We start from the raw sequence: 20362 nt of genomic DNA on the forward strand, positions 1-20362 counted from the left end.
CTTGCACGCGCCGCAACACGCGGCGCTTGCACGCGCGGCAACACGCGGCGCTTGCACGCGCCGCGATGCGCGCCGCGCGTCAGCGCGAAACTACGGTTTCTGCTCGGCGTTCGCCGTCGGAGCGGAGGCTGCTGCCGCCGGTGTCTCGGTTTCGCGCCACGCGGCCAGGCTCTCGACGAGGCGCGGGGTCTTGTAGCCGGTCATCGGGCGGGGGCTGTAGACCCGCACCAGCACCAGGCGTCCGCCCGGGCTGTAGTGAAGGGTGTAGCCGCGACCATCGAGGATGCGCTCGACGATGAGCTCGGGCGTAAGGTGGTGCACCGAAAGCGTGAACGGATAATCGAGGTCGAACTTGGTGGCGACGTCCGGGCCGCCCGCCTCGTGCCAGCCGCGCAGGATTGCGATCGCATTCACGTTCTCGGCGTGCATCGACCACGTGTCGCCGTGATCGACGAGCTCGATTTTCGTGTCGTCGGCGCCGATCGTCTGGATCGAATCCTTCGCAGGTGCCACGTCAGCGGGAGCCTGCTGCGAGACGGTAGCTTCCGCGTCGTTGTCTGCGGGGTCGGATGACGCACCAGCTGTCGCATCAGCGGGAACAGCGCCGCCGCTTGCGCCGGTGACAGGAACGGGCGGGGGGACCGGCCGCGCCGGATTGCGCACGATGACGCCTGCCGGTGCAGTCGCGACGACGCCTGCCGGTGCAGTCGCGACGACGCCTGCCGGCGCTGTCGCAACGACGGCTGCCGGTGCAGCCGCCACGGCGCCGCGATCGGCAGAGACGCCCTCGGCCGCAGCCGAACGCGGCTCGCACATTGCGAGCGCGACGGCCACGAGCATCGCCGCCAGACTTGCGCAATCGCCGCTCATCCCTGCGATATCTCCGCGAGGCGGCTCGGGCGAAGGGCCATGGCCCTTCTCAGCGTGTCGTTGGCCAGGTGGGAATCGACGGCACTGCGCAGCTCACCGTCATCGGCCAGCCCCGAATCGATGAGCTCGCACAGCAGGGCGCGTCCCGTCGCGATGCGCTCGGCCACCGCGAGCGGCGGCGCTGCCGCGAAGTCGCGAACCCGCGCCGCGATCGGTCCGCCCAGAGACGGTGATACGGCCGACATCAGCTCGACGAGCGAGTCGGCTTCGCTCTCGGCGATGGGGCCTCCCCACGACAACTGTCCCAGCAATCCGCCGAGCACCTCGAGCACGGCGAACAGCTGGCCGCGCGCAAATCCGCTCGCCAGGGACGGGAGCACCGACTTCTCCAGCGCAGCGACGATTCCTTCGATGGTGCGGTCCGGCTCGATCACGGGCAGTGGTTCCTCTTCACGAGTCCAGCGAAGGAATGATTGCCAGCGATTCGGCAAGAATCAGGTTCATTCCCGAGAGTTGGTGACGGAAGATCGCCATGCGCACGTCGTCGGTGCGACCGTCGGCGAACGCGCGAAGGCCGGTCAGCATGATGGCGGCCATCTTGACACCGGACAGCAGGTCATAAAACGCCAAGCGCGCCGGGCAGACGGGCTGGCCGCCGGCCTCTTCGTACATGCGCCGGAAATCGGCGCAGGCAACCAGCACTCCGGCAAGGCGGCTCTGCCCGCGCCAGAGGCGGCTCGTCGCCCAGGCGACGTCCTCGACCGGATCGCCGAGGTGCACCATTTCCCAGTCGAGCACGGCGCGCACCACACCACCCTGGCGAAGAAAGTTTCCGGTGCGGAAATCGCCGTGCACGACCGTGACGGGACCGTCCGTTGGAAGAGCCGCGGCGCGGTGTTCCAGCTCGCGCAATGCCCGGTGGAGCATCGGCTCCGGCCCGGACCGCGAACGCTCGAAGTATCCGCGCCACACCTCGAGCTGGCGCCTTGCGGCATCGCGGGCGCCGCGGGGTGCGTCGAAGCCTGCGAGCGGCGAGGACTTCCAGTCGAAGCGATGAAGACCGGCAAGGTTGCAGGCGAGGTCGCGCGCGAGGGCTTCGCGCTCGGCGGCGTCGGCGATCGGCGGGTTCCCGTCCTTCCCCAGCACCGGAAGGGGAACGTCGCCGTCGATGAAATCCATCACGTAGAACGGCGCACCGAGCACGGACGCGTCTTCTTCGAACCAGCGCACCGGCGGAACGGCAATGGCGCCGGCGACCGCACGCATCGCGGCAACCTGCGGCCGAAGGTCGTAGGGCTCGAGGAGACCGGCGGCAGGCTGACGCCGGAGCACGAGGCGCCGACGCTCGGCCGCGCCCGCGCCGTCTCGCCAGCAAGCGGTGAACGAAACGGTCTCCAGCGAGAAGCCTTCGGTGTGGCGACGAGTATCCTCTACCGAAGCGCCGGGGTCGCCGGTGACACGGGCGAGGTAACGCTCGAGGCGCGGACGCAGGTCGCTGTGGCGGTCGAGGTCCGGGGAAAGTTCCATCTTGGAGGCGCGGAAGGCCCGGGTGCCGAAGTTATGCCCGAGCATCCGCGGGCTTACAATGTCGCCGAACCGCGCTGCAGCCGTTTGATCCGCCCTTTGCGCGGCTGGGGAGAAATGGCGGCACGCCCCGACATACCTGCTGGCACGCCAGACCCGGACCCGGCATAGTGACCTGCTGCGGAGATGCTCTTGGCGATGACGGAACCACCTCCCCCCCCTGCGCCAGCCATGGCCCCTGGACCGGCACCAATGGGCGCGGCAGCGGTCCGCCCGAAGCTGAAGGGATCGGTGCTCGTGGTCGAGGACGATCCCGATATCCGCTCGATGACGGCCACCATCCTGCGCGTGGCCGGTGCAACCGTTCAGGACGCAGCGAGCGCCAGCGAAGCGATCGACTGGCTCGGTCGCTGCGACTTCGACGCACTGGTCCTCGACTGGAACCTCGCCGGCGAAACAGCCGAGGTGCTGCTCGAGAAGCTTCGCGAGCTGAGGCCCAACCTGCTGCGCCACAGCGCCGTCGTCACCGGCGACCTGATGAGCTTTCCCGGACGCCACGAGGCCGAGCGCTTCGGGTGTCCCGTTCTCGCCAAGCCGTTCCGTCCCCGCCAGCTCGTCGAGACGATCGCGCACATACTTTCCGACGTCCACTGACGCGACCGCGCCGGCGCCCCCGGACACCGCCGAGCCGGCGACCATCGCCGACGCTTCACCCGCAACCCGGCACAGCTCCAGCTGCGCAGGCCGCGGGTGAAGCACCTTCTGCGCGACGATCCTCTCAGCGACTCGACACCGACACCTTGCCGCGCAGATCCTCGACCATGCGCGGACCGATTCCGCGCACCCGCACCAGGTCGTCCACCGAAATGAACGGCTTCTTCTCGCGCTCCGCAATGATCGCGGCCGCCTTGACCGCGCCGATGCCCGGCAGGCTCGCGAGCTGTTCGGCGTTGGCGGTATTGACGTCCACCCTTGAAGCATCGGCGGCCGCGCCGACTGCCGGAGCAGTCGCGCCGGCTCCGGTCGGCGCCGCAAGCGCCGGGTGCGACGCCGCGAGCAGCGCGCCGAGAGCAATCGTGACTGCCACCGTTTTCCTGTCGAATCCGAATCGGTTCATTCCCGTTTCCTCCTGTTGAGTGGAAGCGCGCTCGGGCCGCAGCCTTGCCCGCTTCGATGCGGACAATGCGCCAGGGGAACGCCGCGTCTCAACGACATCGCTGTCATCACTTCGCGCCGGCCTGCGGCGATTTTGCAGGGACGCGGGCGCAGCTTCCGGCCGGGTGGCTCGGCCGTTGTCCTGTGTTAGAGGACCGCCGTGGCCGCGGGCAAGGCAAGAAGCCGCATCCTCGAGCTGAGGCGCACGATCGCGGAGCACAACGACGCCTATTACCGGCGCGACGCGCCAACGGTCAGCGACGCCGAGTACGACGCCCTGTTCCGCGAGCTCGAGCAGCTCGAGCGCGCGCACCCGGAGCTCGACGATCCTTCGTCGCCCACCCAGAGGCCCGGCGCCCGCCCATCGACGACCTTCGCTCCGTCGCCGCACCTTCGGCCGATGCTGTCGCTGGCCAACGTGTTCGATCGCGAGGGTCTCGAGGAGTTCCACGCGCGGGTGCGAAAGGCGCTGCCGAACGCGGACGTGCGCTACGCGGTCGAGCCGAAGCTGGACGGGCTCGCGCTCAATCTCCTTTACGAGGAAGGCCGGCTCGCAAGAGCGGCGACGCGCGGCGACGGCACGACCGGCGAAGACGTGACGGCCAACGCGAGGACGATCAAGAGCATTCCCGCGTCGCTCTCTTTCGCCAAAGGGCGCCCTTTCCCGAAGCGCATCGAGGTGCGCGGCGAAGTCGTGATCCGCAAGCGCGATTTCGCGCGACTCAACGGCGAGCGCGAAGAGCAGGGCGAAAACGTCTTCGCCAACCCGCGCAACGCAGCGGCCGGGTCTCTTCGCCAGCTCGATGCGTCCATCACCGCTTCACGGCCGCTCGTGTTCTACGCGCACAGCCACGGGCTCGTCGAACCGCGCGGTTTCGATTCGCACAGCGACTTCCTGCGTGCGGTGCGCGCGTGGGGATTCCTGCCATCGCCCGACTCGCAGACGCTGGGCTCGATCGACGAGGTCGCCGCCTACCACGCCGGGCACGAGCAGGGTCGGGACGACCTCGAGATCGACATCGACGGCGTCGTCGTCAAGGTCGACTCGGCGGCGCAGCAGGAAGCGCTCGGCGAAGTCGCACGGTCGCCGCGCTGGGCGGTCGCGTTCAAGTTCAAGCCGCGCCAGGCCGTGACGCGAGTGCGGGAAATCTGGGCGTCGGTCGGCCGCCTGGGCTCGCTCACTCCGGTGGCAGAGCTGGAACCGGTGGCGCTCGGCGGCGTCGTCGTCTCTCGAGCGTCGCTGCACAACATGGACGAGATCGAGCGCAAGGACATCCGCATCGGCGATGTCGTGACGATCGAAAGAGCCGGTGACGTGATCCCGTACGTCGTCGGGCCGCTGGTCGAGCGCCGCAGCGGCAACGAAAAGAAATTCTGCATGCCGTCGCACTGCCCCTCCTGCGGCTCTCCGGTCGGCCGCATCGAGGGCGAGGCCGCGTGGCGCTGCACCGATCGCCAGTGCCCGGCGCAGTTTCGCGAGTCGCTGCGCCATTTCGCATCCAAGGGAGCAATGGACATCGACGGCCTCGGCGACCGTGTCGTCGCGCAGCTCGTCGAGCAGGGGCTCGTCACGAGCTTCGCAGGCCTGTACCACCTCGACGTTGCGACGCTGGCCGACCTCGAGCGCACGCCCGAGCGCAGCGCAGGCGACGAAGATGACGATGACGAGGCTGCGCCGGTGCGGGCGCGCAAGGCGATCCGCGTCGGCACGAAGAACGCGGAGAAGATCGTCGCGAACATCGCAGCGAGCCGGCAGCGCAGTCTCGACCGCGTCATCGTCGCGCTCGGCATCCGCCACGTCGGCGAGACCGCTGCGCGCGTGCTGGCGCGCCGCTTCGGTTCTCTCGACGCACTGGCGGCGGCAACCGGCGAAGAGCTGACCGACGTCAACGGAGTCGGCGGCGAGATGGCGTCCTCGATCCGGCTCTTCTTCGACGATCCCGCCAACCGCCGGATGATCGACGAGCTCGGCAGCGTCGGCGTGCAGCCCACCGTCGCCGAAGCTACGACGAGCGGCCCGCTGGCGGGCAAGTCGGTGGTGCTGACCGGATCGATCTCGATTCCCCGCAGCCGCGCGAAAGACCTGATCCAGGCCGCCGGCGGCAACGTCGCATCGTCGATCAGCGCGAAAGTGGATTACCTCGTCGCCGGTGCCGATCCCGGCAGCAAGCTCACGAAGGCCGAAAAGCTCGGCGTCGCCGTCATTGACGAGGGCGAGCTGATGAAGCTGCTCGGACGCACGTGAAGGGCGGCCAGCTTCTGCGGCTGCGCCTCGTCATCAGCGGCCGCGTCCAGGGGGTATGGTTCCGCGAGGCGACGCGGCAGCAGGCCGAGCGCCTCGGCGTGCGCGGCTGGGTCCGCAACTGCGCCGATGGTAGCGTCGAGGCCGTTCTGGAAGGCGAATCGGCGGCCGTTCGCGAGCTGGAGAAGTGGTGCCACGAGGGCCCTTCGGCGGCGCGGGTGCTCGAAGTGCAATCGAACGCGGAGCCGGTCGCGTCCGAGAAGAGTTTCCGCGTGCTGCACTGATCGCAGCGCGCAGGTTCGTACAGCGGGTTCCTACAGCGCTTCGTGCAGCGCTTCATACAGGAGGATCGACATGCCCACGCAGACCACCGTCCAGACCGTCACCGGCCCCGTCGCCGTCTCCGATCTCGGCCCTACCCTGATGCACGAGCACATGATCATCGGCTATCCGGGCTGGGAGTCCGACACCGTGCGTCCCGGCCCGCGCCGCGACAACATGATCGCGATGTGCAAGGACCGCATCGACGAGATGCGCGGCCACGGCGTCACGACGATGCTCGATCCCTGCCCCAACGACCTCGGGCGCGACGTCGAGTTTGCCGCGGAGATGGCAGCGCGAACCGGATTCCAGGTCATCTGCGCGACCGGGCTGTACAAGGAAGACGAAGGCGGCGCACCGTACTGGAAATTCCGCGGAAACTTCGGCTCCGGGGCCGATGCGATGGCCGAAGTCTTCATCCGCGAGCTGACCGTCGGCATCGGCGACACCGGCATCAAGGCCGGCATCATCAAGGTCGCCACCGGCCAGCCGGCCATCAGCGATTACGAGCGCAACATCCTCGTCGCCGCAGCGAAGGCGTCGGTGGAAACAGGCGCGCCGATCACCACGCACACCGACCACGGCGTGCTCGGCAACGAGCAGCAGAAAATCCTGACCGAAAACGGCGTGCCGGCCCACCGCATCATCATCGGCCATTCCTGCGGCACCGACGACCACGACTACCACATGAACATCGTCCGCGGCGGCTCCTACCTCGGGTTCGACCGTTTCGGCCTCGAGGTCCTGCAGCCGGACGCCAAACGCGTCGCTTCGCTGCTGGCGCTGTTGAAAAAGGGCGCCGCTTCGCGCGTCGTCGTCTCGCACGATTCGGTGTGGTGCTGGCGCGGCGAGCCGATCCCGAACACCGAAATGTTCGCCGAGATGCTCGCCGTGTGGACGCCGTCGCACTTCTTCACCGGCATCGTACCGAAGCTGATCGAAGGCGGTGCGACCAGGGAGCAGATCGAGACGATGCTCGTGGCCAATCCGCGGCGCTTTTTCGCCGGCGATCCGCTGCCGGCGCTGGCCTGACAGGCAGCGCGGGCGTGCGGCGCGCCAGTGCCGCGCGAACGTGCGGTAGGAAAGGGTGGCGCAAAACTGCGGTGGACGCTTGAGCAGGTCGAACTGGTTCGTCGCCCTTCCGGTCGAGGCCGGCGGGTGGTGGTCCCGGGTGCCGCCTGCGCCGCCGTCCGTTCGCCTGTTCGATCCATCCGACCTTCACGTGACGGTCGCCTTTCTCGGCCCGGTCTCCGAGGACGCCGCGCACGCGGCATTCGAGGTGGCAGCGCAGTGGCCGGCGGCGGCGCTCGACGTCGTGCTCGGCCCGCTGCGCGCGATGGGCAATCCCCGCCGCGCGAGCGCGTTCAGCAGCATCGTCGCGGATCCGCAGCGGGTGCTCGCCGGAGCCATCACCGCGGTGCGCGGTCGCATGTGCGAGCTTGCCGGCGCGCGCAGCGACGACAGGCCGCCGCTGCCGCACGTGACGATCGCCAGACCGGGACGCCGCGCCGATCGCGCCGCGAGGGACGAGGCGCGGCAATGGCTGGCCGGCGTCGACCTCGGTGCCCCGTGCGTGCGCCTGGAAAGAATTGCGCTCTACACGTGGAGCGAGGACCGCAGCGTGCGGCAGTTCCGTACGGTCGGCAGCATCGAGCTCGGCGATTCGCCGGGTTGAGGCGCGCGGACCTGAACGTTGCTGCGGGCGGCTCGCGGCTCCCCGCAGTTCAGGTGGCCGACGCCAGCTTGCGAAGCGCTTCGTAGACTTCGCGCCGGTGCGCGCCGCGCGGCTTGAGCTCGGCGGCGATCTCGCGCGCGGGAACCCCGCGCGCCGAAAGCGCAGCGACTTCGCGCTCGAGCGCCTGCCCCGTCAGCGATTCGGCTTCGCCTTCGAGGTGCACCGCGACGACGAATTCGCCGCGCGGCTCCTTGGCGGCAAAGTGCGCGGCAACCTGCGACGCGCTGCCTCGCACCACTTCCTCGTGCATCTTCGTCAGCTCGCGCCCCGCTGCAACCGGCGGATCGCCGAGCGCCTCGGCAACCTCCCCCAGGAATTCGACGATGCGGTGCGGAGACTCGTAGAACACGACTGTCGTCGCCTCGGCGCGCAGGCTTTCGAGCAGACGACGTCGCGCGGCAGCGCGCGGCGGGGGAAATCCCTCGAAGCGGAATCGGTCGGTGGGAAGCCCGCTGATCGACAACAGCGCGACGACGGCCGACGGCCCCGGCACGGAGACGATCTCGATTCCCGCTTCGGCAGCAGCGTGCACCAGGCGATAACCCGGATCCGAGATCGTCGGCGTGCCCGCATCCGACACCAGCGCGACGCTCTGGCCTTCGAGCATCCGTTCGACCAGGTCGCGCGACAGGCGCTGCTCGGTCTGCTCGCGGTAGCTGACCATGCGGTTTTTCGCGTCGACGCGCGCGAGCAGGCGGCCCGTTACCCGCGTGTCTTCGGCAGCGACCACGTCGACCTTCGCGAGCACGTCGGCCGCACGCGGCGAAAGATCGCCCATGTTGCCGATCGGCGTCGCGACGACGTAAAGCCGCCCTGCCACGGGTTAGAGACCCCAGTCTCGCGAATAACGGAAGTCGGTGTCGACGCTGCGCGAGGAGATCTTCGCGATGATCGGAAGGCGGCGCTTGAACTGCGACGAGCGCACCATGCGCGAGATCCGCTCGACGAAAGCGGCGTCGAAACCCATGTCCTGCAGCTCGCCGACGCTGCAGCGCTCGTCGACGAGGCGGTACAGCAGGCGGTCGACCTCGTGGTACGAAAATCCGAGCTCGGTCTCGTCGGTCTGGCCGCTCCACAGGTCGGCAGTCGGCGCTTTTTCGATCACCGCTGCCGGAAGGCCGAGATGCCGCGCCAGACCCCAGACCTGGGTCTTGTACAGGTCGCCGATCGGGTTGAGGGCCGACGCCATGTCGCCGTACAACGTGCCGTAGCCGAGCAGCAGCTCGGTCTTGTTCGTCGTGCCGATGACGAGGGCCTGGCGCGCAGCCGACTGGTCGTAGAGGACCGTCATGCGCTCGCGCGCCATCTTGTTTCCGCGCCGAAGGCGCGAAGCGTCGGGAGAAGCGGCGAAGTACGCATCGATCTGCGAGGTGATGTCGACGACGATCGTCTCGATGCCGAGACTGGCGGCGACTTCGCGCGCATCGGCAAGGCTTTCGGGGCTCGACGACTGGTACGGCATCATCACGCCGAGCACGTTGTCAGGCCCGAGCGCGCGCACGGCAACGGCCGCCGACACCGCGGAGTCGACGCCGCCGGAAAGGCCGAGCACGGCGCGGCCAACGCCGACTTTGCGCACCTCGTGAGCAAGGAAGCCGGTGAGAAGCTTCTCGACCACGGCAAATGCAGTGTCGGGAAACGCAGGGCCGACGAGCTGCAAAGGGGCAGGCTCCTGCTCCGGCACGATCACGGCCGGCGATTCGCCCATTTCGGCGAGCGCAGCGGAACTGGCAGCGTCGGTCTTCTTCGCACGCGCGCGAGGCTTCGCTGCAGCGGTCTTGCGGGAAGCGGCGCCGGCGGTTTTTCGCGGCGTTGCCGCTGCGGTCTTGCGCTTGACTGCCGGCTTTTCTGCTGGCGATGCGACGTCTGTCCGGCGCGATCGCTTGACAGCAGCCGGCTCGGCGCGTTGGCTCGCGGCAGCCTTGGCTGCCGGCGCCTTGGGCCCGGTCTTTTTCGGCGCAGCCTTGCGCCGCGGCTTGCTGCCGCTTTCGGAGCGAGTCGCCACTCAGCGATCCTTGCGCCCGCGGCCGCCAGGCTTGACGCCTCGCGGAAACGGCTTGCGCGCGGGGTCGGGCCTCTGGCGTTCCCGCGGCCCGCCCCCCTCACCGAAACGCGGCTTCGGCTTGAACCCGCCTTCGTCGCGGTCGCGAGCCGTGAAGCGGCCACGCGGGGGACTGAAGCGGCCGGGGCCGCCGACTCCTGTACGTCCGCGCGGAGCATCGTCCCGGCCTTCTTTGGCGCCGCCGAAGCGCGGCGCGAAACGATCGCGCGGCGGCCCGTCGGAACGATCTCGCGGCGGTGCACCGAAGCCACCCCGCGGCGGTCCGTCGGAGCGTTCTCTCGGCGGTGCGCCGAAACCGCCCCGCGGCGGTGCACCGAAGCGGCCCCGCGGCGGCCCGTCGAAGCGCGGACGCTCTGCGCCCTCGCCTTCTGCCCGATCACGGCCGAAATTCCTGCGCGGCGGCCGGTCGTCGCCGCCCTTGGAGAAGCGGTCTTCGCGAGGCATGCGGGCCCCTCGTTGCTCAAAGCTCCCGCGCGGGCGAAACGGCTTGCTGCCGAAGTCCCCTTCCTGCCGCGAGTCGTCGAACGCCTGCGGGGCGCCGAAGGGACGCGGCTTTCGATCGAAACGCTTCGGCGGGCTTTCTCCGTCGCCGCGGCGGGGCGGGCTGTCTGCGTCGCCGCGCCGCTCACGCAACGGCGGCGCCGGCGCCTTCTCCGACTCGACGACACGGCCGCGAATGCGCGCCAGCTCGTTGATCGTGAGATCGAGGTCCTCGTCGCGCACGAGCGGATTGGCGATGCGGCGGCGGCGAACGGCATCGTCCGAAAGCACCGCACTCTGCTGGTCTTCGTCATAGTAGGCGCAGCGCACGACGACTTCGCCTGCCGGAGAGACGATCTGGCTTCCTCCCCAGAACGTCACGCCATCTTCGACTCCGACGCGATTGCAGTAAGCGACCCACACGCCGAACGAGCGCGCCATCACCTGGATGTAGCTCTCCCACGTGCGCGCGTTCGCATCGGCCTCTCCCGGCGACGTCACGCCGCGGGCCGGGCTCGCCGACGGAACCACCAGCAGCGTCGCACCGTCGCACGCAGCGATCGTCACGGCGCTCGGGTGCAGCATGTCCTCGCAGATCAGCATCGCGACGCGGCCGGCGCGCGTGTCGAAGGCTGCAATCGAGCGGCCGCGCGCGAAGTAGCGCTGCTCGTCGAACATGCCGTACGTCGGCAGGTAGCACTTGCGGTGCACCGCCTTGCAGCTTCCGCCTTCGAAGTACGCAGCCGAGTTGTAAAAGAGATGATCGGGGGACTCTTCGACGAAGCCTGCGACGATCGCGATGTCGCTCGACAGCAGCTCGAGCTCCTTCCACGTGTCGCTGCCGCGCAGGATGGCAACGTCGGGCACCGAATCCTTCAGGCGATAACCGGCAAGGGCGAGCTCCGGAAAAACCAGCAGGTCGCAACCGTCGGCAACGGCCTTGGCCACCGCGGCGCGGTGCCGCTCGAGATTGGCGGCACCGTCCCCGAGCGCAGGCGAAACCTGTGCAAGGCCGATCCGGGGGCCTTTGGCGGGCCTCCGAAGGGAGTCATCTGCATTCGACATCGGGATCCTCTGGGTGCCGCCAGGGTCAGGGCACTCGCGCGCCCGCTTGCGGCTGGGTCGGCCGCCTTGGCCGCTGCCTGGAACGGGAGCGAGACCCTACGCGGGACCCCGTGGGATTGCGAGCGGGCCGAGGCCGGTTGCCGGCTGCGCCCGCGCGCCACTTGAGTGCGCGCAGCGCGCGTTCACGATGCGCCGATGCCGAACGTTCACGCCTGCATCAAGGAAGGGCCGGGCCAGGTGGCCTGGCGCGAGTTTCCCGTCGCCGATCCCGGTCCCGGCCAGGTGCTCGTGCGCACGACGCTGACGACGATCTGCGGATCCGACATCCACATCGTCGACGAGTTCGACATGGTTCCTCCCGGCATCCCGATGGGCCACGAATCCGTCGGCATCGTCGAAGCCGTTGGAGAAGGAGTCCAGACGCTTGCCGTCGGCGACCGCATTCTCGCTGCGTGCCTTACCGGATGCGGAAGCTGCGAGCGCTGCATCGACGACGAGCCCCAGGTCTGCATCACGCACGGCGCGCCGATGAACCTGCTGTTCGGAGGCCAGTCGGAGGCGTTCCTGCTCAGTGGCGCGGACTTTTCTTCCGCGCGCATCCCCGACTCCATCGACGACCGCCAGGCGCTGTTCGCGAGCGACATCATGTCGACGGGATTCGCGGCGATCGAAAGAGCCGGTTTTCGCGAAGGGCAGACGGTCGCGGTGTTCGCGCAGGGACCGGTCGGGCTTTGCGTAACGGCTGCCGCGAAGATGTACGGTGCCGGTACCATCATCGCGGTCGAAAGCGTGCCCGAGCGCGTCGCGATGGCAAAAAGGCTGGGCGCCGACGTCGTCGTCGCGCCGCAGACAGCGGTGGACGAGATCATGCGCCTGACGGGCGGCCGCGGCGTCGACGTCGCGGTCGAAGCCGTCGGTCGCCAGGACGCCCTCGACAACTGCTTTGCCGTTACCCGCTTCGGCGGCACCGTCTCGTCGGTCGGCGTCTACGGAGCCACCGGCCGAATCTCGATCCCGCTCGACGGCACCTTTCTTCACCGCCGTTTCGTGACGACGCTGTGCCCGACCGGCAGGAAGCGCCTCGATTACCTGCTGCGCCTGGTCGGCGACGGCAGAGTCGACCTGACCCCGCTTCTGACGCACGCGATGCCGATCTCCGAGGTCGCGGCGGCGTATGACCTTTTCCGCAGCCGCACCGGGGGCGTCATGAAGATCGCGCTTAGCTGATCCGCTGCCGGCTCGTCGCAGCCGCACCAGGCGTGCGCGCGACCATGCGCATCATCGACTCCTCGTCGCAGAGCGCAGCGACGTCGACGAGCGGCACCCACGCCAGTGCCCTGGATTCTTCGCTGACGGTGAGCGCTTCGGCCGGATCGGCTTCGAGCAGGAAGCGCACGTCGTAGTGCAGGTGCGCCGGCTCGCCCTTGCGCTCCGGAATCGCGTGCACGTCGCAATCGAAGATCGACGAGTCGACGACGCGAATGCTCGTGAGCCCCGATTCTTCGCGTGCCTCGCGCAGCGCGACCGCGACGATGTCGGGGTCCCCGTCCGCGTGCCCTCCGAGCTGCAGCCAGCGCCCGAGCTTGCGGTGATGGGTCAAGAGGCAGCGGTCTCGTTCAGCGTCGAGGATCCACGCCGATCCGGTCACGTGACCTTCGATATGGGAGCGCTCGAAACAGTCGGGCGTCGCTCGCACGAACGCTGCGATGCGCTCGCACGCCGCAGCATCGTTCGCAGAAAACGGACGGTACGAGCCGAGCAGCTCGAGCAGCGCATTGCGACGCATCGATGCGAAGAACGCCCGGGCCTCAGCTCCAGGCGAATACCGGCTGCTCGAAGTGCGCGACGCGGGTGCTGCGGCCCCAGATCGCGACCTCGCGCAGCTGGTAGAGCACGGCAGCTGTCGGCGCGTGGATGTTGGTGCCCATCAGCGGAATGGAAATCACGGGGCGCTGGCTTTCGGGGATCCGCCGCAGCTGCGGCACTTCGGGATGCTCGAGCTCGGCGATCGGGACGCGGTAGACCTCGGAGACCTCCGAAGGATTGGGCGTCAGCATGCTGTCGCGGCGCGCCCAGACGACGACCGGGGTGATCACGTAACCGGAGCGCGTCGGATAGTCGTCGAGAAGACCGAGCACGCGGTCGGCACCGACTTCGAGGCCGACTTCTTCGGCCAGCTCGCGCAGGGCCGCCACGGTGGCCGTCTCGCCGTGGTCGAGCCTGCCGCCGGGAAGAGCCCACTGGCGGCTGTGCGAGCGCATCTTTGCTGCCCGGCGCGTGAGCACGAAGCACGGACGCTGCTCCTCGTCGGCGAGCAGCGTGACCGCGACCGCAGCGGCTTTCAGGCAGGAACGGGGATAGGCGCGACGTTCGAACGTTTCGAGGTTCGCAGTGATGCGACGTCGCAGATCACAGTCGAACAGTAGCCCGAACGCGGCCATGCAACGAAGGATAACGCCAACCGAAGCGATGTCGAGCGACGATCTGCGCGCTCAGGTCGAAGTCGCGCGGTCGCGCCTCGCAGAGCGTGCCGCGACGGAGGAGCGAACGCCCCTATGGCGCGGAAGGCGTCGTTGCGACGTCGGGCGAAGAAGACGGCGTCGCAGCAGCGCCGGTGGCCGGCTGCTGAGCCGGAGCTTGCGGCGCCGCCGGCGGTGGCATCATTCCTGCTTTCGACTCGCTGTCCTGTCGCGGTGGCGCCGCCGGCAACTCGCCACCGGCCGCGGCCGGTGGCGGTTCGAATGCCGACAGGGCGCTGACGACCTGCGAGATCAGCTCGATCCGCATCTCGTGCGACAGCGCGTGCGATACTCCGGGCCAGGTCTTGAGCTTCGCATCGTAACCGTTGCTCTTTAACGCTTCGACCGACCAGTTCGCGCGGATCACCGGCACGAGCTTGTCGTTTTCGCCGTGCAGCGCGATGATTTTCGGCAGCGGGCGCACCTTGGATCTCTCGGCCGGCCACAGCGATTGCGGAAGCTCGCCGCTGACGGGGATGGCCACCGCGACCAGCTCCGGGTGCTCGGCCGCAAGCGCGAACGAGAGCATTCCACCCTGCGAGAATCCGCACACGATCGCGCGTGACGGACCGTGGTACCTTTCCGTCAGCGCGACGATGAGCTGCGCGATGCGCTCGGCCGAGGCCTGGATGCCCTTGCCCAGCTCCGCGCCGCCGTCATCCTCGTCGTCCGGGTGGAAGTCGAACCACGAAAAGCCGTCTTCGCCGTGCGGCATCGGCCCGCGCGGAAAGATCAGCCGGGCCTTGGACGGAAGCTCGTCGAGCAGGAGCCGGAACGACTGGGGGTTGTCGCCGAGACCGTGGATCGCGACGACGAGCGGCAGCGGATCGGTCGCCGCAGCACCGCCGGTGACGATCTGCAGGTACGAAAGGCCGCTGGCCTTGTCGTCGAGGAGATCGTCGGCGCGCGCGATGCTGCCTGAAGCGACAACGAGCATGACGCCAAATGCGGCAGCGGCGGCGACCGCCGCCATCCGGAGGCGCTGACTCGCGCTGCGACCCCGCTGGAGAATGTTCGTCACGAGACACGTTCGGCGGCGATCGTTCCCGATTCGAGAAGGGATTCGATCTGCCCCGGGGAGTAGCCGGCTTCTTCGAGAACCTGGCGCGTGTGGGCGCCGAGGCAAGGAGCCGCGGCCAGCGGATCGACGCGGGAGCGCTCGAAGCGCGGCGCCGGTCCCGGCCTGGTGATCCCGTCGGCGCGCACGAAGGTGCCGCGCGCCGCCATGTGAGGATGATCGGCCGCTTCGGCGATCGTCAGCACCGGAGCGAAACAGGCATCGCTGCCCTCGAGAACTTCGCACCACTGGTCGCGGGTGCGCGTGCGGAATACCGCTTCGAGCCGCTCGCGCATTGCCGGCCAGGCGTCGCGATCGTGCTGGAAGCCCATTTCCGCGGCGTCGATGCCGAGGCGCGCGAGGAGCTCGGCCCAGAACTGCGGCTCGATGGCGCCGACGCTGACGAACTTGTCGTCGGCCGTGCGATAGGTGCCGTAGAACGGCGCGCCGCCGTCGAGGAAATTCGCGCCGCGACGGTCCTGCCAGAACCCGATCTGCTGCATGACGTAGAAGATCGACATCAGCGAGGCAGCGCCGTCGACCATTGCCGCATCGACGACGTCGCCCTTGCCCGATCGTACTCTCTCCAGAAGCGCCGCCAGCACTCCGGTCACGAGGTAGAGCGCGCCGCCCCCGAAATCGCCGACGAGATTGAGCGGAGGCACCGGCGAGTCTTCACCGCCGACCGCGTGAAGGGCGCCGGTCAGCGCGACGTAATTGATGTCGTGGCCGGCGGCCGATGCCAGCGGCCCCTGCTGGCCCCATCCCGTCATGCGCCCGTAAACGAGGCGCGAATTGCGGATCATGCACGCCTGGGGACCGATGCCGAGGCGTTCGGCAACGCCGGGACGGAATCCTTCGAGCAGGACGTCGGCGCTCTCGGCAAGACGGAGCACGACTTCGACGCCGCGCTCGGTCTTCAGGTCGACGGCGATCGAGCGGCGCCCGCGACCGAGCACGTCCAGGTGAGGATCGTTCCACGTGCTGCCGGGATCGGGGCGGGTGCGGTCGACGCGGATGACGTCGGCACCGAGGTCGGAAAGCAGCATGCCGGCGAATGGAACCGGACCGATGGCCGCAATCTCGAGGACACGAAGGCCGGACAAGGGTCCGGGGCGGCGTGGCATGCTGGCTGCATAGGTGCCGGGGCAGGCGAATTCAACAATGCGCGGTCGCTGGAGGCAACGGGCTCGACCGGGCGCCGCATGGGTCGCGTGCGGCTCCACGCAAGAAAAAGAAGCTGTCAGAACAGGCGGCCGAGCAGCGCGGCGATCGCGTTCTCGACGCGAAGCGGGCGCGGGCCGAGCGTCACGCTTCGAAGGCCCGCGGATTCGAGCATTCCGAGCTCGAACTCGTTGAAGCCGCCCTCGGGGCCGACGACGAGCGTTACCGGCGCGCCGTCGGCGCGCGGGCAGGGCTGCCCGGTGCGCGGGTGCGCGACCAGCGCGAGGGTTCCTTCGCACAGAGGCGCAAGCTCGTCCTCGACGAACGGGCGAAATCGCACGTGCTTGCTGACGACGGGCAGCATCGTGTCGCAGCCCTGCTCCAGGCCGGCGACGAGCTCGCGGTGGATCGCTTCGTCGGCGAGCACCGGGCTCTTCCAGTACGATTTTTCCACCCGCTGCGAGCCGATAAGGACGATTCTCTTGACGCCGAACGACGTCGCGCCGGCGAGCACTCGGTGCATCACGCGCGGCCTCGGCAGCGCCAGCACGAGCGTGCAGGCGAGCGGCGCCGGCGGATCCGTATCCAGTGCGATCTCGAGCTCCACCGCTTCGTCGTCGGCGCGGCGCACGAGGCCCGTTCCGATCCTGCCGCCGAGCACGCCGACTTTCAGCGTTCGCCCCGCCTCGGCGCGGTGCACCTCGAGGATGTGCCGGGCGCGGCGGTCGCGGAGCACTGCGACGTTGCCGTCGATTTCGCAGGCGTCGACGAGGACCAGGTTCATTTGCCGAGCCGGTGCGCCAGCGAATCGTCGTCGAAGGACCAGGGTCCGGTGCGAGTGCGGCTTCTGAGGCACCCGGTGAGCGTCGCCAGGAAACGCTCGCGCGGCCACTGCTCGGCGCCGAGGCTGGCCAGATGGTCATTGCGCACCTGGCAATCGATCAGGTCGAAGCCCCACGTCTCCAGCTGGCGAACCAGGTGCACCAGCGAAACCTTCGAGGCATCACGCTCGCGCGAGAACATCGACTCGCCGAAGAACGCGGTGCCGAGGGAGACACCGTACAGCCCGCCGACCAGCGCACCGTCGTGCCATGCCTCGACGCTGTGCGCGAAACCGAGATCGTACAGCGTCTCGTACGCGCGAATCATGTCGGCGGTGATCCAGGTGCCGGCAGGGCCGTCGCGCCTGGTCATGGCGCAGGCGCGGATCACGTCGCCGAAAGCTCGGTCGAGCGTAACCTCGTAGCGGCCCGAGCGGACACGGCGAGCCAGCGAGTGGTGCACGACGAGCGTCTTCGGCGTCAGCACGCCGCGGGGATCCGGCGAGAACCAGAGGATCGGCGTCTCGTCGCTGTACCACGGAAAGATTCCCATCGCGTAGGCGAGCAGCAGCCGATCGGTCGCAAGATCGCCTCCGACAGCGAGCAGGCCGCTAGGCTCGGCTTCTTCGGGTGGCGGAAACGCCAGAGTCTTTCCCAGGCGGTAGACCGTCATTGGTTCATTCCCGTGGAAAACGGCGTCGCCGCGGTCTCCCCGGGCTCATCCTGTGCGGGTGCGCCCTTGGCGGCACCACGGCGACAGGGATTTGTAGCGGAGACTCTTAGCTCGTAAGTACGGCGCCGCAACCGCTTTCCGGGCGACTGCCCGTGCGCCGCAGCGCGTCGGCCAAAGCCGGCCAACGCAGGCCAATGCCGGCCGATGCGGGCCGATTCAGGAAGGAAGGCAGCAGGTCCAGCCCTTCGGTCCCCCTGGAGAACAATGAGCGCGACCACTTCGGGCGATCCCCGCCACCACTACCACGACCTGCGCGTGCGCCGCATCATCCGCGAGACCTCCGATGCGACCTCGATCGTGTTCGAGATCCCGGAGGCGCTGCGCACGATTTTCGAGTACCAGTCGGGACAATATCTGACGCTGCAGGTCCCGTTCGCGGGGAAGCACCTGTACCGCTGCTACTCGCTGGCAAGCTCGCCGGCCGTCGAAAACGAGCACAAGGTCACCGTCAAGCGCGTCGCCGACGGGCGCATCTCGAACTGGATCAACGAGAACCTGAAAGAGGGCGACACCGTCAAGGTACTGCCGCCGACGGGGCATTTCGTGCTCGGCGACACGGAGGCCGACCTGCTGCTGTTCGCCGGCGGCAGCGGCATCACCCCGGTGATCTCGATCCTGAAGACCGCGCTGGCCGGCTCGGCGCGACGCGTTCGCCTCGTCTACGCCAACCGTGACGAGGCATCGGTGATCTTTCGCGCCGAGATCGACGAGCTGGCTGGCCGCTATCCGGGGCGACTCCAGGTCGTGCACCGTCTCGACGTGCGCGAGGGGTTCATCGACGAGCCTGCCGTGCGCCGCCACTTCGAAGGGGCCGGCGTCAGCCACGTGTACATCTGCGGCCCGGGGCCGTTCATGGACACGGTCGAGAAGACGCTGCTCGCGGCAGGCGTGCCTGCTGGGGACATCCACATCGAGCGCTTCACTTCGCTGGCCAGCGAAGACGAGGTCGCCGGTGCCGGCGCCGGCCTGCGCCGGATCGAGCTCAGCCTGGACGGCGCACGCCAGACGATCGAGCTGCGCGAAGGCGAAACCATCCTGCACGCCGCCAAGCGTTGCGGCCTGGAGCCGCCGTCCTCGTGCGAGAGCGGATTCTGCGGGTGCTGCATGGCCAAGCTGCTGCGCGGCAAGGTCCACATGCTGCACAACGACTTCCTGAGTCAGGCCGAGCTCGACGAGGGCTGGGTGCTGACCTGCCAGTCCGTGCCCGACACCGACGACGTCAGCGTCGAATATCCGGATTGAACGCGCTGCGGGCTTGCCTCTGCCTGCGTCGCACTCCATAGGTCGCCGCCATGCGCAGAGCCTCCGCGCTCGTCCTTCTCGCCTACCTTTCGGCTTTCGTGCTGGCGCTGATTGCCGGCCGCGCAGTTGCCGGCTTCCATCCGGTAACGGTCGCGCTGGTGGCCGACTCTGCGGCGACCGTCGCCGTGTTCGCGTTCAGCGTGGCTTTCGACAACTCGAGCTTCTACGACCCGTACTGGAGCGTCGCCCCGCTGCCGATCGCATGGTACTGGACGACCGTCCCCCAGGCCGCCGGTGCGAACCCCGTGCGCCAGGCGCTCGTGCTGATCGCGCTGGGACTGTGGGGAGCGCGTCTTACGTGGAACTGGTACCGCCAGTGGCACGGCCTCGGCCACGAAGACTGGCGCTACGTCGACATCCGGGGCAAGGCCGGCAAAGCGTGGCCGCTGGCCAGTCTCGGCGGCGTGCACTTCTTCCCGACCCTGATCGTGTTCGCGGGCCTGCTGCCGGTGTGGTCGGCAACCACTTCGTCGGCACCGATCGGCGTCCTCGACCTGGCGGCCTTCACCGTCACGACCGGCGCGACGCTCATCGAAGCGGTGGCCGACCAGCAGCTTCGCTCGTGGCTCGACCGGCGCACGAGCCACGAAGAGATCATGGCGACCGGCCTGTGGAAGTACTCGCGGCATCCGAACTACTTCGGAGAAGTGTCGCTGTGGTGGGGCCTGGCCCTGTTCGGACTGGCCAGCGATCCTCACTTCTGGTCCGTCACCGGCGCGGTGGCGATGACGACGATGTTCGTGTTCGTCAGCATCCCGCTGCTCGACCGGCGCAGCGAGGAGCGCAGGCCGGGCTATCGCGAGCACATGAAGAAGGTTTCGGGGCTGGTTCCGCTGCCGCCGCGGGGCGCGTAAGTGCAGCACATCGAAGTAAAAAGGCATTTCCGCGCACCCGTCGCCGACGTCTGGGACCGCTACACCGACCACGCCGACTGGAAGAACTGGGCCGGCTTCAGCGACTCCTGGCTCGAGAAGGAAGGACGGCCCGACCGCAACGGCGTCGGCTGCATCCGCGTGCTGTCCTCGAACGGCGTCAAGGTCTACGAGCAGGTCGTCGAATGGGAGCCCGGACGGCGCTTCGCCTACCGCATCATCCGCGGCGGACTGCCGCTGAAGGACCACTACGGCGAGACGATGTTCGCACCCGATGGGGACGGCACGATGATCACGTGGCGCGTCCGCTTCGATTCGAGGATCCCCGGACTCGGCTGGCTGATGCGCCTCATCGTCGAGCGCATCTTTCGCAATGGACTGGACGGGCTGGCGAAGAAATACTTTCCGGAGCGCTGAGGATTGCTGCGGCAAACGACCAG

The 20362-nt window shown here is 68.6% G+C and carries 22 protein-coding genes; 9 read left to right on the forward strand and 13 right to left on the reverse strand.

What is annotated here, in order from left to right; genetic code table 11:
- Positions 1 to 90: 90 nt before the first annotated feature.
- From VGK20_13815 to VGK20_13825, 3 genes are read right to left on the reverse strand one after another with little or no spacing between them, the layout of a single operon-like run.
- The gene (locus VGK20_13815; GenBank protein HEY2775118.1) at positions 91 to 870 is read right to left on the reverse strand and encodes a hypothetical protein; all 780 of its coding nucleotides are present in this window, start codon (positions 868 to 870) and stop codon (positions 91 to 93) included.
- Positions 867 to 1304 (reverse strand): hypothetical protein, encoded by a 438-nt coding sequence (locus VGK20_13820; protein ID HEY2775119.1) that lies wholly within the window; start codon positions 1302 to 1304, stop codon positions 867 to 869. Before VGK20_13820 ends, VGK20_13815 begins: the two co-directional genes overlap by 4 nt.
- Positions 1305 to 1320: 16 nt before the next feature.
- Positions 1321 to 2397, reverse strand: coding sequence for a phosphotransferase family protein (locus VGK20_13825; GenBank protein ID HEY2775120.1), 1077 nt, complete (start codon positions 2395 to 2397; stop codon positions 1321 to 1323).
- A 249-nt stretch (positions 2398 to 2646) separates the two neighbouring features.
- Between VGK20_13825 and VGK20_13830 the strand changes: the two genes are divergently transcribed.
- Positions 2647 to 3048 (forward strand): response regulator, encoded by a 402-nt coding sequence (locus VGK20_13830; protein ID HEY2775121.1) that lies wholly within the window; start codon positions 2647 to 2649, stop codon positions 3046 to 3048.
- A 124-nt stretch (positions 3049 to 3172) separates the two neighbouring features.
- Here the strand turns inward: VGK20_13830 and VGK20_13835 are convergent, their stop codons facing one another.
- A complete protein-coding gene (locus VGK20_13835) occupies positions 3173 to 3511 on the reverse strand; it encodes a ComEA family DNA-binding protein (GenBank protein HEY2775122.1) in 339 nt (112 codons plus the stop codon).
- 198 nt (positions 3512 to 3709) lie between these two features.
- On the opposite strand from VGK20_13835, the gene ligA reads away from it, so the two are divergent.
- The 4 genes from ligA (at position 3710) to VGK20_13855 (ending at position 7787) form a co-directional block, all read left to right on the forward strand.
- Complete coding sequence (gene ligA / locus VGK20_13840) at positions 3710 to 5794, forward strand: NAD-dependent DNA ligase LigA (GenBank protein HEY2775123.1); 2085 nt, start codon at positions 3710 to 3712, stop codon at positions 5792 to 5794.
- Entirely contained in the window at positions 5791 to 6075 is a 285-nt protein-coding gene (locus VGK20_13845; protein ID HEY2775124.1) for an acylphosphatase, read from the forward strand. The genes ligA and VGK20_13845 overlap by 4 nt, the downstream gene beginning before the upstream one ends.
- 70 nt (positions 6076 to 6145) lie before the next feature.
- Positions 6146 to 7144 carry a phosphotriesterase-related protein gene (locus VGK20_13850; GenBank protein HEY2775125.1) on the forward strand — a complete coding sequence of 333 codons (999 nt, stop codon included), beginning with the start codon at positions 6146 to 6148 and terminating at the stop codon, positions 7142 to 7144.
- Positions 7145 to 7223: 79 nt separating this feature from the next.
- A complete protein-coding gene (locus VGK20_13855) occupies positions 7224 to 7787 on the forward strand; it encodes a 2'-5' RNA ligase family protein (protein HEY2775126.1) in 564 nt (187 codons plus the stop codon).
- 49 nt (positions 7788 to 7836) lie between these two features.
- Here the strand turns inward: VGK20_13855 and rsmI are convergent, their stop codons facing one another.
- The 3 genes from rsmI to VGK20_13870 form a co-directional block, all read right to left on the reverse strand.
- Positions 7837 to 8667 (reverse strand): 16S rRNA (cytidine(1402)-2'-O)-methyltransferase, encoded by an 831-nt coding sequence (gene rsmI / locus VGK20_13860; protein HEY2775127.1) that lies wholly within the window; start codon positions 8665 to 8667, stop codon positions 7837 to 7839.
- Positions 8668 to 8670: 3 nt separating this feature from the next.
- The gene (locus tag VGK20_13865; protein ID HEY2775128.1) at positions 8671 to 9507 is read right to left on the reverse strand and encodes an NAD+ synthase; all 837 of its coding nucleotides are present in this window, start codon (positions 9505 to 9507) and stop codon (positions 8671 to 8673) included.
- A 345-nt stretch (positions 9508 to 9852) separates the two neighbouring features.
- Entirely contained in the window at positions 9853 to 11454 is a 1602-nt protein-coding gene (locus tag VGK20_13870; GenBank protein HEY2775129.1) for a nitrilase-related carbon-nitrogen hydrolase, read from the reverse strand.
- 195 nt (positions 11455 to 11649) lie between these two features.
- On the opposite strand from VGK20_13870, the gene VGK20_13875 reads away from it, so the two are divergent.
- Positions 11650 to 12681, forward strand: coding sequence for a zinc-binding dehydrogenase (locus VGK20_13875; GenBank protein ID HEY2775130.1), 1032 nt, complete (start codon positions 11650 to 11652; stop codon positions 12679 to 12681).
- Here the strand turns inward: VGK20_13875 and VGK20_13880 are convergent.
- From VGK20_13880 to aat, 6 genes are all read right to left on the reverse strand, one after another.
- Positions 12674 to 13240, reverse strand: a complete 567-nt coding sequence (locus tag VGK20_13880) for an NUDIX hydrolase (GenBank protein HEY2775131.1) — start codon at positions 13238 to 13240, stop codon at positions 12674 to 12676. The genes VGK20_13875 and VGK20_13880 overlap by 8 nt on opposite strands.
- Before the next feature lie 22 nt (positions 13241 to 13262).
- Positions 13263 to 13895, reverse strand: a complete 633-nt coding sequence (locus VGK20_13885) for a CoA pyrophosphatase (protein HEY2775132.1) — start codon at positions 13893 to 13895, stop codon at positions 13263 to 13265.
- Positions 13896 to 14007: 112 nt separating this feature from the next.
- Entirely contained in the window at positions 14008 to 14946 is a 939-nt protein-coding gene (locus VGK20_13890; protein ID HEY2775133.1) for an alpha/beta fold hydrolase, read from the reverse strand.
- Positions 14947 to 14990: 44 nt separating this feature from the next.
- The gene (locus tag VGK20_13895) at positions 14991 to 16136 is read right to left on the reverse strand and encodes a CaiB/BaiF CoA-transferase family protein (GenBank protein ID HEY2775134.1); all 1146 of its coding nucleotides are present in this window, start codon (positions 16134 to 16136) and stop codon (positions 14991 to 14993) included.
- A gap of 137 nt (positions 16137 to 16273) precedes the next feature.
- The gene (locus VGK20_13900; protein ID HEY2775135.1) at positions 16274 to 16978 is read right to left on the reverse strand and encodes a 16S rRNA (uracil(1498)-N(3))-methyltransferase; all 705 of its coding nucleotides are present in this window, start codon (positions 16976 to 16978) and stop codon (positions 16274 to 16276) included.
- Positions 16975 to 17688, reverse strand: a complete 714-nt coding sequence (gene aat / locus VGK20_13905) for a leucyl/phenylalanyl-tRNA--protein transferase (GenBank protein HEY2775136.1) — start codon at positions 17686 to 17688, stop codon at positions 16975 to 16977. The genes VGK20_13900 and aat overlap by 4 nt, the downstream gene beginning before the upstream one ends.
- Before the next feature lie 264 nt (positions 17689 to 17952).
- On the opposite strand from aat, the gene VGK20_13910 reads away from it, so the two are divergent.
- From VGK20_13910 to VGK20_13920, 3 genes are read left to right on the forward strand one after another with little or no spacing between them, the layout of a single operon-like run.
- Positions 17953 to 18990, forward strand: a complete 1038-nt coding sequence (locus VGK20_13910) for a ferredoxin--NADP reductase (protein HEY2775137.1) — start codon at positions 17953 to 17955, stop codon at positions 18988 to 18990.
- A 50-nt stretch (positions 18991 to 19040) separates the two neighbouring features.
- A complete protein-coding gene (locus VGK20_13915) occupies positions 19041 to 19904 on the forward strand; it encodes a DUF1295 domain-containing protein (GenBank protein ID HEY2775138.1) in 864 nt (287 codons plus the stop codon).
- On the forward strand, positions 19905 to 20339 hold the full coding sequence (locus VGK20_13920; protein HEY2775139.1) for an SRPBCC family protein: 435 nt from the start codon (positions 19905 to 19907) through the stop codon (positions 20337 to 20339).
- Positions 20340 to 20362: the final 23 nt, after the last annotated feature.

This window comes from Candidatus Binatia bacterium, assembly GCA_036493895.1.
In the GTDB taxonomy this organism is placed as follows: Bacteria; Desulfobacterota; Binatia; order UBA1149; family CAITLU01; genus DATNBU01.